This is a genomic window from Micromonospora sp. M61 (assembly GCF_018070245.1).
GTDB lineage: Bacteria > Actinomycetota > Actinomycetes > Mycobacteriales > Micromonosporaceae > Micromonospora > Micromonospora zamorensis.
Genome location: NZ_JAGPYA010000004.1, coordinates 56,906 through 72,009 on the forward strand (window position 1 = coordinate 56,906; position 15,104 = coordinate 72,009).

The following is a 15,104-nucleotide window of genomic DNA, read 5'->3' on the forward strand; positions in this document are numbered from 1 at the left end:
AGATGCCGCACAGTCATCACGCTCGCAGCGAGTACCCCGCCGGCGCGGGCCCAACGCGACGATCAGGAGTCGGCGGCGCAGCGCGCGGAGAGGGCGTAGCGGAGCAGGACCACGTCGCCGATCTGGCGGGCCTCGGCCAGCCGGGCGCGGCGGCCCGGGTGCCAGGGGAAGCGACCCTCGCCGACGAACCGGGGCGCCCGCCCGTCGCCGACGAAGAACGGGGCGACCACCAGGTGCAGCTCGTCGGCGAGACCGGCGGCGAGGAACTGGGCGTGCACCGTCCCGCCGCCCTCCACCATCAGCCGCTGCACACCCCGCGCGGCCAGGTCGGTCAACAGCCATCCAGGGTCGACCGGCTCGCCCGCGTCGATGACGGTGGCGAGGCGACCGAGGCGCTCCCGGGTCTTCTCGACCGCGTCGGTGGCGCAGTAGACGAGCCGGGTCGAATCACCGGCGGTGAAGAAGCGGGCGGTCGGGTCGAGATCACCCTGGGCGGTCAGCGTGACCTTGGTGGGTGATTCGGGTCGGCCGGACGCGGCCCGCTCCGCCCGCCGACTCGGCGAGCGCACCAGCAGCCGCGGGTCGTCGCGGCGGACGGTGCCGGCACCGACCAGGATCGCGTCGCAACTGGCCCGGACCGCGTCGACCCGGTCCAGGTCGTCGTCGTTGGACAGCAGCAGGCGTTGCTCGGAGGCGTCGTCGATGTAGCCGTCGATCGAGGCCGCGCAGCTGAGCAGCACGTACGGTCGCGGGGGCTCCGGCTGGCAGCTCATCGGGGGCCAGCCCGGTCGGAGGTGCCACTCGTGAGCGCTTCCGCCGCCTCGGCCTCCGCCGCCTTGGCCGCCTTCGCCGCCAGGTAGTCGGCGTTGGCCGGGGAGAGGAACACGCTGGTGGGCACCCGCTCGGCGACGTCCACGCCCAGCTTCGTCAGCTGCTCGGCCTTGTCCGGGTTGCTGCTGAGCAGTCGGATCCGCGGCACGTCCAGCGTGGCCAGCATCTGCGCGGCGGCGGTGTAGTCCCGCTCGTCCTCGCCCCGGCCCAGCGCCACGTTGGCCTGGTAGGTGTCCAGCCCGGCGTCCTGCAACGCGTACGCGTCGAGTTTGGCGTACAGGCCGATGCCGCGACCCTCCTGGCGCAGGTAGAGCAGGAAACCGCCGGCTTCGGTGATCCGCTGCACCGCCTCGCGCAACTGCGGCCCGCAGTCGCAGCGTTGGCTGCCGAACACGTCGCCGGTCAGGCACTCGCTGTGCGGGCGGACCAACGGGGGCTCTCCCCCGGCGGCGAGCCGGTCCAGAGCGCCCGCCCAGTCGCCGAGACCGAGTGCGAGGTGCTCCCGGCCGTCCACCAGCCCCTTGAACGAGAACACCCGGACCGTCGTGGAGTAGCCGTCGGGAAACGTCAATGGCACCGTGACCTGCGTACGGATCGTGGCGACCGGCAATGCTTCGGGCATGGGACTCCTTTGTCCGGCGCCGCCGACGCGCGGCGACGCGTACGTCTCACAACCGACTCAACAGCCGCCGACGGGGGCGGCTTCCCGGGCGGCGGCCGGAACTCGATTGCGCCGGGCCAGCAGCACGGCCGCTCCGGGCAGGCTGGCGACCAGGATCAGTGCACCGTAGACGGTGGCGGTGGCGACGCCCTCGGCCGCGCTCAGGCCGGCCGCGCCGAACACCCACGCGGCCACCCCCTCGCGCGGGCCGAAGCCGGCGACGTTCAACGGCAGGCCCATGGCGAGCAGGGCGAGCAGCGTCAACGGCAGCAGTCGCGACAGCGGGGCGTCCGATCCGGCGGTACGTGCCGCCACCAGGAAGGTGGCCAGGTGACCGGCGACCATCACCGCGGAGGCGATCAGCACGCCGAGCCAGGTGCGCCGGGCCAGCAACCCGGACCGCACGTCCGCCACGGCGGTGCGCATCGCCCGCGCCCAGCGCGAGGGGCCGGCGTTCGGCACGGCCCGGGCCAGCAGCACGGTGACCAGCCCGCCCGCGAGCAGCAGCCCGGCGGCGACCGGCAGGTACGGCCGCACCGGGGACGGGAAGGCCGCGAGCACCACCAGCGCGACGCCGACCAGCACCACCTGCCCGGCGGTGCGTTCCCAGACCACCGCGCGGATGCCCCGGCTGACGTCACCGGCGTCCCGGCCGTGGCGGACCGCCCGGTGCACGTCGCCGAGCACACCGCCGGGAAGGGTGGCGTTGAGGAACACGGCCCGGTAGCAGTGCGCCACGGCGGTGGCCAGCGGCAGCCGCACGCCCAGGCCACCGGCGACCAGGCTCCACCGCCACGCCGCGCAGACAGTGGTGAGCACCCCGATGACCAGCGCCGCAGCCAGCGCCGGCGCGTCGATCAGTCGCACCCCGGCGAGGAACGGGCCGGTGCCCACCTGCCACAACAGGACGGCGAGCAGACCCACCCCACCGACCACTCGTGCCCAGGCCCAGAACATCGGCGTCGGCCCTCCCCTTGAAGATCGTCCACTTGCCCTAGTCCACGTACCCAGGGTGAGAACGGTTCATCCGTCGGCGAGGAGGTCAGTGTGTTCGACCAGGACGGTGAGCCGCCCGGCCGCCGCGTCGGCCAGCCGACGCTGGGCGTACGCCTCGGCCGGGCCGGCCAGGTCGGGACGCTCTTCGCAGGCCGCGCCCAGCCAGCCCCGGAACCACTCGGCGGCCAGGTCGGCGTGCTCCGGGCCCAGCCGCCACGGGCTGGGCCGTTCCCGCACGTGCACGCCCCGCCGGGCGAACGCGGCGACGGTGGCGGTGACGGCGTCCGGGCCGAGCAGCCGCCGGCCGTCGACCGTACGCCGTTGGTGGTCGTTGAACGCGGCCTCGACCACCGCGTCCAGTGGATCGGCCGGGGTGAACCGGACCCGCCCGGTCACCGAGAGGGCGAAGAGGGTCGGCCGGCCCACACAGGCGGCCACCACCCGCTCGATCTCCTCGACGCTGAGCATGTCCAGCAGCGCGGACGCGGTGAACAGCGAAGCATCGGCCAGGTCGGCGGCGCTCAGCCGGGTGAGGTCACCGCAGCGGGTGCTCACGGTGACCGGGGCGCCGTCGGAGGCGGTCACCCCGGTCATGCCCTTGGCGGCGCGGGCCAGCAGGTCTGCGTCGCGGTCGTGCAGCACCCAGTGCTGCGGGCCGGGCAGGCGGGGTGCCACCCAGCGGCTCATCGAGCCGGTGCCGCTGCCCAGGTCGTGGATCACCGTCGGGGCGTCACCGGCCAGTCGAGGGCGAACGGCGTCCAGCAGGTCCTCGGCACGCGCCGCCGCGTCGGCCGGCTCCCGCAGTCGCAGCCAGTCGGCGAACGGCAGGGTCTCCTCGACGGTCATCCCGCCACCTCCTCCAGCGCGGCGGCCAGCAACGCGGTGGTCACCGGCCAGTCGGTCAGGGTGTCGCGCCGGGCCAGTGCGGCACGCCGCAGTCGGGCCCGCAGCGGGTCGTCGGTCAGCCAGCGGGTCAACGCGTTGGCCAGCGCGGCGGGGTCGTCCGGGGCGACGAGCAGGCCCGGCCGGTCACCGCCGGGCGTGTGACCGAGCGCCTCCGGCAACCCGCCGACCTCGGTGGCGAGCACCGGCAGGCCGCGCGCCAGCGCCTCGGTGACGACCATGCCGTACGTCTCGCCCCGCGACGGCAGGACCAGCAGGTCGGCGTCGGCGTACGCGGCGTCCAGCGCCGCTGCGGTCAGCGGACCGACGAGGCGCACCCGCTCGGTGAGGCCGGCGCCCGTGAGCCGTTCCCGCAGCCGCCGCACGAGGTCCGGCTCCCGGTTCAGGGTGCCCGCGCACACCATCGTCCAGCGCAGCCCGACCAGCGTGGACAACGCGTCGACCAGCACGTCGTGCCCCTTGTGGTGGGTGACGGCCGCGACGCAGAGCAGCCGGTCGCCGGTGACCGAGCCGGGTGCCGGCGGTGCCGGCCGCACACCGGGAGGGGCCGCCCGGATCCGGTCGGCGAGCGCTGGATGGCGCGCCACCAGGTGACGGTGGGTCCACTCGCTGGTGGTGACGACGGCCCGGGCGGTGGTCAGCGCCCGGGCCTCCGCCTCGTCGTCGAACGGCAGGTGCACGAGGACGACCAGGCGCAGCCGGCGGGCATGCGGCACGAGCAGGTCCGGCACTGTCGAGGCGATCAGGCCGTCGAGCAGCACCACGGCGTCGTCGGGCGTGGCGTCGAGCAGCTCGGTCAGCTTCGCCCGGTCGACCGGGTCGGGGGCCGGCCACGCGCCGGGCACCGGGTGCTCGCGCACCGACCAGCCGCGCTCACCGAGCCCCGCGCAGACCCGCCGGTCGTACGTGTTGCCACCGCTGGGAGTGGCCACGTCGTCGATGTCACCGGGCAGGACGACGTGCACCGTGCGGAAGGTCGTGTCCGACCCGCCGGTGGACGCCGTCCGACCGGCATCGATCACAGCGAACGCTCGTAGCTCGCCCAGGCGATGTGCGACTCGTGCAGGGTGACGGTGATGCCGGTGAGGTCACGCGCCCCCGCGCCCAGGTCACCGGCGTGGACCCGCTCGACCAGCCGGTCCGCGATGGTGCGGGCCAGCACCTCGGTGGTCGTGTTCACCCCGGCGAAGGCCGGCTCGTCGTCGAGGTTGCGGTAGGTCAGCTCGCCCAGCACGGCCCGCAGCTGCTCGGTGGCCAGGCCGATGTCGACCACGATTCCGTCGGCGTCCAGGTCGGGCCTGCGGAACGTCGCGTCCACCACGAAGGTGGCTCCGTGCAGACGCTGGGCCGGGCCGAACACGTCGCCCCGGAAACTGTGGGCGATCATCATGTGATCCCGAACGGTCACGCTGAACACTGTCACTCCCCGTCGTCGTAGGTGATGAGGTGGCAGAGCGCGGGCAGGTCGCCCGTGCTCAGTCTGGCAAGCACGTCGGGCAGCTCCGCGAACCGGGACGCACCGGTGATCAGGGCGTCGAAGGCCGGGTCGTCGAGCAGGTCGAGGGCGAGCGCCAGCCGGTCGGCGTAGCTGCGCCGCCCACGCCGGGCGGGCGCGACCATGCCGACCTGGCTGCTGCGTACGCTCAACCGGCCGGAGTGGAACGCCCCACCCAGCGACACCTGCACCTGGCGGTCGCCGTACCAGCTCAGCTCGATGACAGTGCCCTCCGGCGCGAGCAGGTCCAGCGAGCGTTGCAGGCCGGCACTGGTGGCGCTGGCGTGCACCACCAGGTCCCGGTCGCCGGTCGCGTCGTCCGGTTGGGCGAACTCGACACCGAGCGCGCCGGCCACCCCGGCCCGCCGGGCGTCGGTGTCGACCAGCTCGACGTGCACGCCGGGAAAACGGGCGAGCAGCGCGGCGACACAGCAGCCCACCATGCCCGCACCCACGACGGTGACCCGGTCGCCGACCAGTGGTGCCGCGTCCCACAGCGCGTTGACGGCGGTCTCCACCGTGCCGGCGAGCACCGCCCGGGCCGGAGGCACCCCGTCCGGCACGGGCACCACGGCGGTGACCGGCACGACGTACGCACTCTGGTGCGGGTGCAGGCAGAAGACCGTGCGCCCGAGCAGGTCCGGCGGGCCCTGCTCGACCACGCCGACACTGAGATAGCCGTACTTCACCGGGCCGGGGAAGTCACCCTCCTGAAAGGGCGCGCGCATGGCGGCGTGCTGGTCGGCGGGCACCCGGCCGGCGAAGACCAGCGTCTCGGTGCCCCGGCTGACCCCCGAGTACCGGGCTCGGACCAGCACCTCGTCGGGCCCCGGAGCGGGCAGCGTCACAGGCCGGATCTCCGCCGCGCCGGGCTCACGCACCCAGCAGGCGTACGCCTCGCGGTTCACCGTCGCGCACCTCACCTCTTACTCGAGGCCGCACCGAGCCGCCAGGCTTCCGTGCCCCTCCCGGGTTGTCGATCATAAACACGGAGCGGAGGTGTCCACAGTTCGAAGTGGTCCGATGACGGCTGACCACGCGACTGCTACCAGCGGTTGCGCGCCTCCTCGGCCCAGCCGACGAGCCCGTCGAGGCTCACCTTCGTCCCGTCGTCCGTCTTCGCCCAGCCGGAGAAGTGCCCGAAACACTGGTGGGTCTCGTTCGCGACGACACCCAGGTTGGTGCGGGCAACCTTCTCGTGGAACGGCTGGAACTCGGCCTCGACCCGTTCCCCGCTGATCCGCCACGGGCGAAGCCAGTCCGACCGGTCGTAGGTCCAACGCAGTTCCTCGCCGATCTTGTGCAACCGGCCGTCGACGAACAGGCCGTTCTCGGTGACCCCTGTGCCGTCAGTCCACTGACCGCCGAGCTGGATCGCCCGTCCCGGTGCCGCACCGGCGGCCCAGTTCCACGTGATCGCGTACGGCCATCTGCCGCGACCGTGGTCCAGCACGGCGAACGCGTCCGGCCCACCGATCTCGTACGTCTGGCCGTGCAGTTCCAGTGTGCCGAGGACAGGGCGGCCGACGTCCTTGACCGTGTACTGGAATCGCGTGGGGCTCCACGGCACGACGACGCCGAGCGACTCGTGGCCGGCCGGCAACGGCACGTCCACCTCCAGGCGTACTCCGGGGGCGCTCGCCGAGATGGCGGTGCCGTCCGGGCGCTGAGCGATCCGGATCGCCAGGCCACCGCCCTGTGCACGAACCTCGCCCGCGCCGCTGTGCGGCGGTAGTACCGTCCCGCGAGCCAGCGGCACCACCACGTCGGCCTTCGTCTCGGTGCCGCTTGCCCGGTCGAGCACATAGACGCTGTGCACGCCGGCGTAGTCCAGCGACGAGGCGACCAGCCCGACGATGTGCCGTGGCGTCACGATGCCCCAGTACTCCCACCGCTTGGTCCGGCCCCAGCCGCGCAGGTTCGCGGTGTGCAGCGGGCGGCGTGTCCAGCCGACCGCCGCGGGATTGAGCCGCCCGCCCGGTTGGCACAGATCGACAGGTGAGGACAGTTCGCGTTCGTGGGTCACGAGGTGCACGATAGCCCCGCCACCCTCCCAGGCCCTCGACCACGGGCCGACACTGCGCGCCGCGCGCCCGCCCGGGGATCGCCGCGGTGGCAAAGGCGAGCCGGGCCTGGCTGTACAGCCAGCCTGACGGATGAGGCGTTCAGGCTGGGTCGAGCGAACTGAACTGGAACAACGCCACCGTGAACCTGACGCTCTCGGCGAACTGCGGCTCCAACCTCCGAATGGCGGTGTGATTCACATGGTGACGACGAGCTTGCCGGTCGTGTGCCGGCGGACGAAGTCGACGCAGGCCTGAGCGCCCTGGTCGAGGGTGTAGCGGCGGCCGATCGTGGCCGGTAGTTCTCCGCGGATTGCCAGTTCACCGACTTCCCGCATCCCACCCAACGCGCCGTCCATGTCCAGCACGAAGTGCAGACCGACGTCGTCGCGGCCGATCCACTCCTGCTGCGGTACCGGGTAGGTGATCGTGAGGAGCCGTCCGCCCGGGCGGATGGCGTCGGCCACTCCGGCAAGGTGGTCACTCGGCAGGGTCAGGTTGAAGGCGACGTCGACGTCGGAGGGGTACCCGGATTCCGCGTAACCGGTGGTCTCATCGGCGCCGAGAGCTCGCAGAATGGCGGCGTCCGTGGCGGTCGCCGTGGCGATCACCCGCGCCTTCGCGGCGGCCAGCAGCGGGATCACGGCGGTTCCGACGCCGCCGGTAGCGCCGACGACCAGGACGGTTTCGCCGGGCTGCACTCTGGCGACGGCCATAAGTGCCCGTGCGGTCAGGCCGACGGTGGGCAGCGCGGCCGCCTGCTCGATGTCGAGGCCAGCTGGGCGATGCGCCAGGAACGGGGTATCGGCCTCGAAGACCGCGTACTCGGCCAGCGAGCCGGTGCTCAGCGACGGCCGGGTCGCACCGACCATCGCCCGCAGCGCCCGCGGCACAGCCTGACCGAAGATCTCGTCGCCCACCTGATAGGCCGTCACGCCAGCGCCAACTTCGCTGACCGTGCCGGCGAAGTCGTTCCCGGGTACGTGCGGAAACCCCAGCGCCACGACGTCGCGGAAGTCCCCGCTGGGCAGCCGGACGTCCGCCGGGTTGATCGAGGCGGCGGCGATCCGGACCTGGATCTGCCCCGGCCCAGGCTGGGGCACCGGCACCTCCCCCACGGTGTATTGCTCGGGCGGCCCGTAGCCGGTCACGACAACTGCCTTCATGCGTTCCTCCATAAACGGACCGGGCGGTCATGTTGTCGGTCGCGAAGCTAGCAATAAACGGACCGCGCGGTCAACTTGTTAGGGTGGCAACGTGACCCCGACCCGCCCGTTGCGTGCCGACGCCGCCCGCAACCGACGGCTGCTACTGGCAGCCGCCGCCGATGAGTTCGCGGCGCGTGGCCTTGACGTCTCGGTCGCCGACATCGCCCGGCGGGCCGGTCTCGGCAAGGGCACTTTGTTCCGTCACTTCGCCACGAAGGATGACCTGCTCGCCGCGATCGTCCTCGATCGGATTGACGCGCTCAACGCCGTGGGCGAACGGTTGCTCGACGCGGCGGACCCGGGTGCCGCGCTGCTGGAGTTCCTCACCGTCGCTGCGGACCAACAACGGCAACGCGACCTGACGTTCCTACAGGAAGCCGGCGAACTGAACGCGGACGTCACCAGGGCCCGCGAGCAGATGTTCCGCTCCGTACACAAGCTTGTCGATCGGGCTCGTGAACACGGCTCCGTGCGGGCCGACGTCACCGGCGCCGACGTCATCCTGCTGATGTGTGCGCCCAACCACGTCACCAGCTACGTGCCGGACGCCTCGCCGGATCTGTGGCAGCGATACCTTGCCATCATCTTCGACGGCCTACGCCCAGAAGGCGCCCACCCGCTGCCCCACCCGCCGCCGCACGCTCTTTGACGCCGTCAAACAGCGTCTGACGAACAGTGCGGGCTCGCCCTCCACGGGGCGGGCGCACTGTTGCATCTCACCGATCGACTTCGGTCGAGGCTGCCTGCGCTGCGCCGAGGCGGTGCGGTGACGGCGCTGGGCCTGGGTCGCGACCCACCCCGGCGATGTTCAGTCTGTCGACCCAGGAGCGAACACTTGACGGACACATCGATGCACCCTAGGTTCATACGACATCAGACATAGGATGTCATAGGATGTGGTGCATGCGGCAGCTTCGGCTGCTCCTGACTTCTTTCCTCCCGATCGTCCCCTTCGCTGCTCGCCCCTAGCTCACTGGTCCAGCGCGGGCGGCCGGCCCGGCTCCACCTGCGGCCACGGCTCCATCGCGAACCCTGCACGAGACCGGCAGGACTCCCTCGTCATCAGCCGCTTCAGCTCCGCCGGGCTGGCGCGGCCCGACGCTGCCGAAACCAGTCGTACAGCCACGGACACCGGCGTCCTTGGCGCCCAGGCATCCCCCCTTGAAGGAACAGGACCCCATGAAGCTGTCTGCCCTCGGCCGCATCGCTCTGGCCACAGGCATCGCCGTGCTGACCACCGCCGTGCTCCCCGGCACCCCCGCGGCCGCCGCCCCGGTGAAGAGGAAGATGCTCCCCGTTCTGGTCGAGTTCAGCGACGCCTCCTTCCAGTTCCCGGACAAGGTGAAGGCGTCCACGCCGGACACCTACTTCGGCGCGAAGAGCGACTCGGCCGCGTCGTACCTGTCGGAGTTGTCGCGTGGGCAGTACACGCTGGTGCCCGCCGTACCGGAGCAGTTCCTCGGCCCGATCAAGCTGGACCTCAGCGCCGCCGGCTGCCCGCAGGGCAAGATCAACCAGTTGACCCGGGAGGAGCTCACCAAGCGCGGCCTGGTCGCGGGCAAGGACTACGAGAGCCTGTCGATCGTCTTCCCGGCACAGAAGACGAACTGCCCCTGGGCCGGCCTCGCCACCCTCCCCGGCCCGACCACCTGGATCAACCTGTACGGCACCGCCAGCGGCATCGACGTGGTCGGCCACGAACTCGGACACAACCTGGGCTTCGGGCACCAGGGTCGCGTCAAGTGCACCGGCGGCAACCTGGGCGCGTGCAAGTCAGGGGGCGCCAGCCACACGACCATCATGGCCGGCGGGTACCGGCCGGCCGGCTTCTCCGCACCGGAGATGATCCGTGCCGGATGGCTCAACGGCGGGGCGTCTCTCAAGGTCACCAAGTCGGGGGTCTACACGCTGCGCTCCCTGCACGGCAAGGGCAGCGGAGTCCGGGCCCTGGACATCGCCCTGGGCGGCGACCGGCTCGTCATCGAGTACCGCCACGCGGCCGGCAACTTCGACGCGAAGCTCGAGGGCGTCCACGCCTACCGTGTCCCCAAGGGCTCCTACGGTGCCTCGTCACTCATCGACACCACGACGGCGGACAAGACGGCCACCAACAACGCACCGCCGAACGCGGACGCCATCACCAAACTGACGGACAAGGCGAGCAAGCTGTCCGTCGCCGTCGTCTCCTCCGGCGGCGGCCAGGCGAAGGTCAAGGTCGCGCTCAACGGCGATTCGCTCGCGGCCATCGACGCGACCCCCTCGAAGTCCGCGTCCCCGACCCCCACCCCCAGTGCGAGCGCAAGCGCGAGCACTGGCACGGAAGCCGTGACCGACGGCTCCGAGCCGGTCACCGAGCTCGGCTCCGAGGAGCTCACCGCCGGTGGCGGTCGCTCGACCGTCTTGCCGCTCGCCGCCGGCGGCGGTGCCGCAGTGCTCGCGGTCGGCCTGGGATTCCTGCTGGTGAAGCGTCGTCGCAATCGCGCCTGACCGGCCTGTCGGGCCCCGGACGACCGCTCGCGCGGCGGGCGGCCGGGGCCCGGTCAGACGGTCAGTCGAACTCCTCCACGTACTCCTCGGTGGGGCCCAGCTCAGGATGGTCGCGCAGCTCCAGGACCGGGCCGAGCCGGTCGGTCTCCAGTACGACAACCGTGTTCTCGCCGGCGCGCAGCAGTGGCGCGGGGCAGTAGAGCGTCACCTGCGGGCCGATGTCCCAGTAGCGGCCGAGCAGGAATCCGTTGACCCAGACCAGGCCGTGCACCGACCCGGGCAGGGCGAGGAAGGTGTCGGCCGGCTTCTCGATGGGCACCGTCGCCACCGCGAAGCCGGCACCGGTGCTGGCGGGTCCGGCAGAGGTGGCGCGGCGCAGGTCGTCCGGTGTCCACTCGGACAGGGCGATCGGCGAGCTGGTCCAGCCGTGCACGATCCGGCGGTCGACGAGCACCGGCCCGAGCAGGCCCTTGTGCTGACCGACCAGCGGGCCGTAGTTGATCCGGCCCAGGTTCTCCACCAGGATCTCCAGGCGCACTGCCGCACCGGTGCCGCGAATCGGCAGCTCCGGATGCTCGGAGTCGGCGACACCGATCGGCACACCGTCGACGAGGACGATCGCCCGGTCGCGTACGTCGGTCAGGATGACGACGTGGTCACCCGTGGGGATCCTCGGGTGGGCGGTGAGCAGCACCATCCCGGCGTCCAGGCCGAGCTGCTCGAAGGTGGCCGGTCGTGCACCGGTCGACTCCGGGGTGGGCACGGCACGCAGGCCGGCGATCAGGTCGGCGCGGTGGGTCAGCGGCACCTGTGCCGGCGGGAGCACCGGCATCCGCTCGGAAACTCGCAGCTGCCCGGTCGCGCCGAGTGCCGCGCGCATGGCGTGGAACTTGGCGGTCAGCGTGCCGTCCTCGGCGATCGGCGCGTCGGAGTCGTAGCTGGTGATGGTGGGCTGCAGCCGGCCTCGGTCCGCGTTGGCGCCGGCCCACAGGCCGAAGTTGGTGCCTCCGTGTGCCATGTAGAGGCTGACGCTTCCGCCCTCGTCGATGATGGCGTCGAGAGTCTTGACCGCGCTATCCACCGCGCGGACATGGTGTCGCTCGCCCCAGTGGTCGAACCAGCCGTTCCAGTACTCGGCGACCACGAACGGTTCGTCGGGCCGGCGCCGGGCGAAGAGGCTACGGGCGGCTTCGGGCTTCGAGCCGAGAGTGGCCGCAGCCAGCGTTCCGGGCACCGTCCCGGCGTCGTGCATCAGTTCGGTGGGGCCGTCGGCGGTGAACAGCAGCTCGGTGATGCCGCGGTCGAGCAGGGCCGAGCGAATCCAGCGCAGGTACGCCTCGTCGTCGCCGTAGCTGCCGTACTCGTTCTCGACCTGCACCGCCACGACCGGCCCGCCGGCCTGCGTCTGCTGCCGTGCGATGCGGGGAATCAGCTCGTCGAACCAACGCTCGACCGGCCCGGTGAACGCCGGGTCGGAGCTGCGCAGGACCACGTCGCGGGCGGTTAGCCAGGCTGGCAGGCCACCGTTGGACCACTCCGCGCAGATGTACGGGCCGGGCCGCAGGACGACGTCGAGACCCTCTTCACCGGCGAGCGCGACGAACGCCTCAAGGTCGTGCCAGCCGTCGAAGCGGGGCGCGCGGTCGGCGAGCGGCTGGTGGAAGTTCCACGGCACGTACGTGTCGAGGGTGTTGAGACCGAGGTCGGCCAGCCGCCGGATCCGGTCGCGCCACAGCTCCGGGTGGACCCGGAAGTAGTGCAGGGCGCCGGAGAGGATGCGGTGGGGGACGCCGTGTCGGTGGAGCTGACGGTCGCTCCATCCGAGCGCGGGCGATGGCCTGTTCAACGGTGTCAGTGTGTTGCCCGGCCGGGTCGTCTCGATCATGGCGGAAGCCTATGTTACCCGTGCCATCCGTAACAATGGCGCTAGGATGCCGCCGTACCGGGTTCTCAGGAGGGCGGGGCGGATGACCGAGGCGACAATGCGTGGCAGGCAGCCGAGCATGGCTGACGTGGCACGCGCCGCCGGTGTGTCGGCGCAGACGGTCTCGCGCACGCTGCGCGACTCGCCGAACGTCAACGCGGAGACCCGGCGTCGCGTGCTCAACGCGGTCGAGCAGCTCAAATACCGGTACAACGGCGCTCCCCGACTGCTGTCCTCGGGTCGGAGCTTCACGCTGGGCCTGGTCCTGCTGCAGGCCGGCGGCTACTACTCGCGCTCGGCGGTGACCGCCGGGGTGGAGGCGGCGGCAGGTCAGGCGGGTTACTCGGTGAGCATCGCGACCCTCGCCGAGCTGGACACCGCGTTGATGGAGAAATCCCTGCTCAAGCTCTCCGACCAGGGCGTCGACGGCATCATCATCGCGGTCCCCCTGATCTCCGTGACCCAGCGGATGGAGGACATCACGCGGGACATTCCCACCGTCACGGTGGACGGCTCGCGCACCACCGGGGCGCGGGTGCTGGGCATCGACCAGCACGAGGCGGGGCGCACGGCCACCCAGCACCTGCTGGACGCGGGGCACCGCCAGGTGTGGCACGTGGCCGGGCCGGACGAGTGGATCGAGGCACGGCAGCGTCGGCAGGGCTGGCAGGAGTGCCTGGCGGCCGCCGGGATCGACGCGCCACCAGCGCTGGAGGGCGACTGGTCGCCCGAGTCGGGCTACCGCCAGGGGCAGATCCTCGCGATGATTCCCGAGGTCACCGCCGTCTTCGTCGCCAGTGACGAGATGGCCTTCGGCGTGATCAAGGCGCTGCGGGAGCGCGGGCGGTCGGTGCCGCAGGACGTGTCGATCGTGAGCGTGGACGACATCGAGCTGGCCGCGTACTGCCACCCGCCGCTCACCACCGTTCGGCAGGACTTCTACCGCTCCGGGGCGGCCGCTGTCGCACTCCTGCTCGGCACCGATGAGGACGGCGAAACGCTGACGCCGGCGACCCTGATAGTCCGGGAGTCGACTGCGGCGCCGCGGGCCCGCTGATCGTCACGCCGTCGACACATCGTTCTTGACGGCTCATGTTACGGGTGCCACAGTAACAACGCGCGGCCCGCCCCAGTGATCTAGCGGCCCGCGCCCCCGTGCACGCCGATCACTCCCGCACCGATGTGCGCCCCGCCCCGGAGGACCACCCCCATGTTGAGAAAACCCATCGTCCTTGCTGTCGTCGCGACGACAGCGCTCAGCCTGATCGCGGGCTGTTCCGGAGGCGACGACAACGCCGACGGCAAGAAGACCCTGAAGGTCGCGGCCTTCGAGGGCGGCTACGGCCGGGACATGTACGTCCAGGTCGTCGAGGCGTACAAGGCCAAGCACCCCGATGTGGACGTGCAGCTGCAGCTCTCGAAGACGCTTGAGGACGAGATCAGCCCGAACATGAAGGCCGGCAAGTTCCCGGACGTCGTGGTGCTGCCCCAGGGCCGCAAGGCCGCGCTCGCCGAGACGCTGGTCAAGGACAAGGCGCTGGAGGACCTCACCGGCGTCCTGGACATGACCGTGCCGGGCGAGCAGACCACGGTGCGGGCCAAGCTCGCCGACGGGATCGTCGGCAACCTCAGCACGAACCCGTACAACGACGACAAGACCTACCTGATGCCGATGTACTACGCGCCGACCGGCCTGGTCTACAACAAGGGTCTCTTCGCGCAGAAGGGGTGGCAGGTCCCCACCAGCTGGGACGACATGTTCAAGCTCGGCGACACCGCCAAGGCCGAGGGCATCGCGCTGTTCACCTACCCGACCGCGGGCTACCTCGACTCGTTCTTCTTCGCGCTGCTCGCCGACGTGGGCGGTGACCAGTTCTACAAGGACGCAATGACCTACTCCGACGGCGTCTGGAAGACCGCCCAGGCCCGCCAGGCCCTGGACATCACCGCCAAGCTGCTGAGCTACGCGGCGAAGACCACTGTGGGGTACGCGAACGAGCAGGACTTCACCAAGAACCAGCAGTCGCTCCTCGACAACAAGACGCTGTTCATGCCGAACGGCACGTGGGTCGTCGGTGAGATGAAGGACGCGCCGCGCGCCAACGGGTTCGAGTGGGCGATGGCTCCGCTGCCGGCGGTCACCGCAGGTGGCAAGCGCTATCTGACCACGATCGTCGAGTCGGCCTGGGTTCCGAGCGGAGCCCAGAACAAGGACGCCGCGAAGGACTTCGTCGCGTACCTCTACTCCGACGAGGCCGCCGGCATCTTCGCCAAGTCCAACGCGATCCAGCCGGTCAAGGGCATCGCCTCGACGCTGCCCGCCGAGATCGCCCCGTTCTACCAGCTCTACGAGGACCCGACCGTCACCGCTCTGGTTGGTGGCTTCGCCAGCACCGCGCCGGTCGAGGGCGTGAACATCAAGGGCACGCTCTTCGACACCGCGAACAGCATCATCAGCGGCGACAAGACCGTCGACCAGTGGCAGACCGCGCTGAACGACGCCAGCGAGAAGCTGCGGCAAGCGGGCAAGTGACGC

At 71.3% G+C, this 15,104-nt stretch carries 14 protein-coding genes; 4 read left to right on the forward strand and 10 right to left on the reverse strand.

The window, feature by feature from the left end; all coding sequences use genetic code 11:
• Nucleotides 1-62 precede the first annotated feature (62 nt).
• From KBX34_RS03600 to KBX34_RS03640, 9 genes are all read right to left on the reverse strand, one after another.
• The gene (locus KBX34_RS03600) at nucleotides 63-773 is read right to left on the reverse strand and encodes a dihydrofolate reductase family protein (RefSeq protein ID WP_210923241.1); all 711 of its coding nucleotides are present in this window, start codon (nucleotides 771-773) and stop codon (nucleotides 63-65) included.
• Entirely contained in the window at nucleotides 770-1,453 is a 684-nt protein-coding gene (gene ribA, locus KBX34_RS03605) for a GTP cyclohydrolase II (protein ID WP_088948534.1), read from the reverse strand. The genes KBX34_RS03600 and ribA overlap by 4 nt, the downstream gene beginning before the upstream one ends.
• 57 nt (nucleotides 1,454-1,510) lie before the next feature.
• Complete coding sequence (locus KBX34_RS03610) at nucleotides 1,511-2,449, reverse strand: lysylphosphatidylglycerol synthase transmembrane domain-containing protein (protein ID WP_141909709.1); 939 nt, start codon at nucleotides 2,447-2,449, stop codon at nucleotides 1,511-1,513.
• A 66-nt stretch (nucleotides 2,450-2,515) separates the two neighbouring features.
• Nucleotides 2,516-3,334, reverse strand: coding sequence for a class I SAM-dependent methyltransferase (locus tag KBX34_RS03615; protein ID WP_210789929.1), 819 nt, complete (start codon nucleotides 3,332-3,334; stop codon nucleotides 2,516-2,518).
• Complete coding sequence (locus KBX34_RS03620) at nucleotides 3,331-4,410, reverse strand: glycosyltransferase family 4 protein (protein ID WP_307871324.1); 1,080 nt, start codon at nucleotides 4,408-4,410, stop codon at nucleotides 3,331-3,333. The genes KBX34_RS03615 and KBX34_RS03620 overlap by 4 nt, the downstream gene beginning before the upstream one ends.
• Complete coding sequence (locus tag KBX34_RS03625) at nucleotides 4,410-4,808, reverse strand: 6-carboxytetrahydropterin synthase (protein WP_088948537.1); 399 nt, start codon at nucleotides 4,806-4,808, stop codon at nucleotides 4,410-4,412. The genes KBX34_RS03620 and KBX34_RS03625 overlap by 1 nt, the downstream gene beginning before the upstream one ends.
• A 2-nt stretch (nucleotides 4,809-4,810) precedes the next feature.
• Nucleotides 4,811-5,794 carry a zinc-binding alcohol dehydrogenase gene (locus tag KBX34_RS03630; protein ID WP_210923242.1) on the reverse strand — a complete coding sequence of 328 codons (984 nt, stop codon included), beginning with the start codon at nucleotides 5,792-5,794 and terminating at the stop codon, nucleotides 4,811-4,813.
• Nucleotides 5,795-5,931: 137 nt separating this feature from the next.
• A complete protein-coding gene (locus KBX34_RS03635) occupies nucleotides 5,932-6,912 on the reverse strand; it encodes a DUF2804 domain-containing protein (RefSeq protein ID WP_210923243.1) in 981 nt (326 codons plus the stop codon).
• Nucleotides 6,913-7,146: 234 nt separating this feature from the next.
• Nucleotides 7,147-8,115: an NADP-dependent oxidoreductase gene (locus KBX34_RS03640; protein ID WP_210789934.1), complete on the reverse strand. Its 969-nt coding sequence runs from the start codon at nucleotides 8,113-8,115 to the stop codon at nucleotides 7,147-7,149.
• Between the two features lie 91 nt (nucleotides 8,116-8,206).
• On the opposite strand from KBX34_RS03640, the gene KBX34_RS03645 reads away from it, so the two are divergent.
• Together KBX34_RS03645 and KBX34_RS03650 are read left to right on the forward strand one after the other, a co-directional pair.
• Nucleotides 8,207-8,806, forward strand: coding sequence for a TetR/AcrR family transcriptional regulator (locus tag KBX34_RS03645; protein WP_210789937.1), 600 nt, complete (start codon nucleotides 8,207-8,209; stop codon nucleotides 8,804-8,806).
• Between the two features lie 530 nt (nucleotides 8,807-9,336).
• On the forward strand, nucleotides 9,337-10,644 hold the full coding sequence (locus KBX34_RS03650; protein ID WP_210923245.1) for a hypothetical protein: 1,308 nt from the start codon (nucleotides 9,337-9,339) through the stop codon (nucleotides 10,642-10,644).
• Nucleotides 10,645-10,705: 61 nt separating this feature from the next.
• On the opposite strand, the gene KBX34_RS03655 is transcribed toward KBX34_RS03650, so the two are convergent.
• Nucleotides 10,706-12,529: a beta-galactosidase gene (locus KBX34_RS03655; protein ID WP_210923247.1), complete on the reverse strand. Its 1,824-nt coding sequence runs from the start codon at nucleotides 12,527-12,529 to the stop codon at nucleotides 10,706-10,708.
• A gap of 118 nt (nucleotides 12,530-12,647) precedes the next feature.
• Between KBX34_RS03655 and KBX34_RS03660 the strand changes: the two genes are divergently transcribed.
• The gene (locus KBX34_RS03660; protein ID WP_231927417.1) at nucleotides 12,648-13,625 is read left to right on the forward strand and encodes a LacI family DNA-binding transcriptional regulator; all 978 of its coding nucleotides are present in this window, start codon (nucleotides 12,648-12,650) and stop codon (nucleotides 13,623-13,625) included.
• Between the two features lie 153 nt (nucleotides 13,626-13,778).
• Nucleotides 13,779-15,101 carry a carbohydrate ABC transporter substrate-binding protein gene (locus KBX34_RS03665; RefSeq protein ID WP_088948545.1) on the forward strand — a complete coding sequence of 441 codons (1,323 nt, stop codon included), beginning with the start codon at nucleotides 13,779-13,781 and terminating at the stop codon, nucleotides 15,099-15,101.
• The last annotated feature ends 3 nt before the right edge of the window (nucleotides 15,102-15,104 follow it).

Excerpts from the sequence above, each read along its gene's own strand:
- KBX34_RS03600 (WP_210923241.1), bottom strand. The coding sequence starts at position 773 with ATGAGCTGCCAGCCGGAGCCCCCGCGACCGTACGTGCTGCTCAGCTGC.
- ribA (WP_088948534.1), bottom strand. The coding sequence starts at position 1,453 with ATGCCCGAAGCATTGCCGGTCGCCACGATCCGTACGCAGGTCACGGTG.
- KBX34_RS03610 (WP_141909709.1), bottom strand. The coding sequence starts at position 2,449 with ATGTTCTGGGCCTGGGCACGAGTGGTCGGTGGGGTGGGTCTGCTCGCC.
- KBX34_RS03615 (WP_210789929.1), bottom strand. The coding sequence starts at position 3,334 with ATGACCGTCGAGGAGACCCTGCCGTTCGCCGACTGGCTGCGACTGCGG.
- KBX34_RS03640 (WP_210789934.1), bottom strand. The coding sequence starts at position 8,115 with ATGAAGGCAGTTGTCGTGACCGGCTACGGGCCGCCCGAGCAATACACC.
- KBX34_RS03650 (WP_210923245.1), top strand. The coding sequence starts at position 9,337 with ATGAAGCTGTCTGCCCTCGGCCGCATCGCTCTGGCCACAGGCATCGCC.
- KBX34_RS03655 (WP_210923247.1), bottom strand. The coding sequence starts at position 12,529 with ATGATCGAGACGACCCGGCCGGGCAACACACTGACACCGTTGAACAGG.
- KBX34_RS03660 (WP_231927417.1), top strand. The coding sequence starts at position 12,648 with ATGGCTGACGTGGCACGCGCCGCCGGTGTGTCGGCGCAGACGGTCTCG.
- KBX34_RS03665 (WP_088948545.1), top strand. The coding sequence starts at position 13,779 with ATGTTGAGAAAACCCATCGTCCTTGCTGTCGTCGCGACGACAGCGCTC.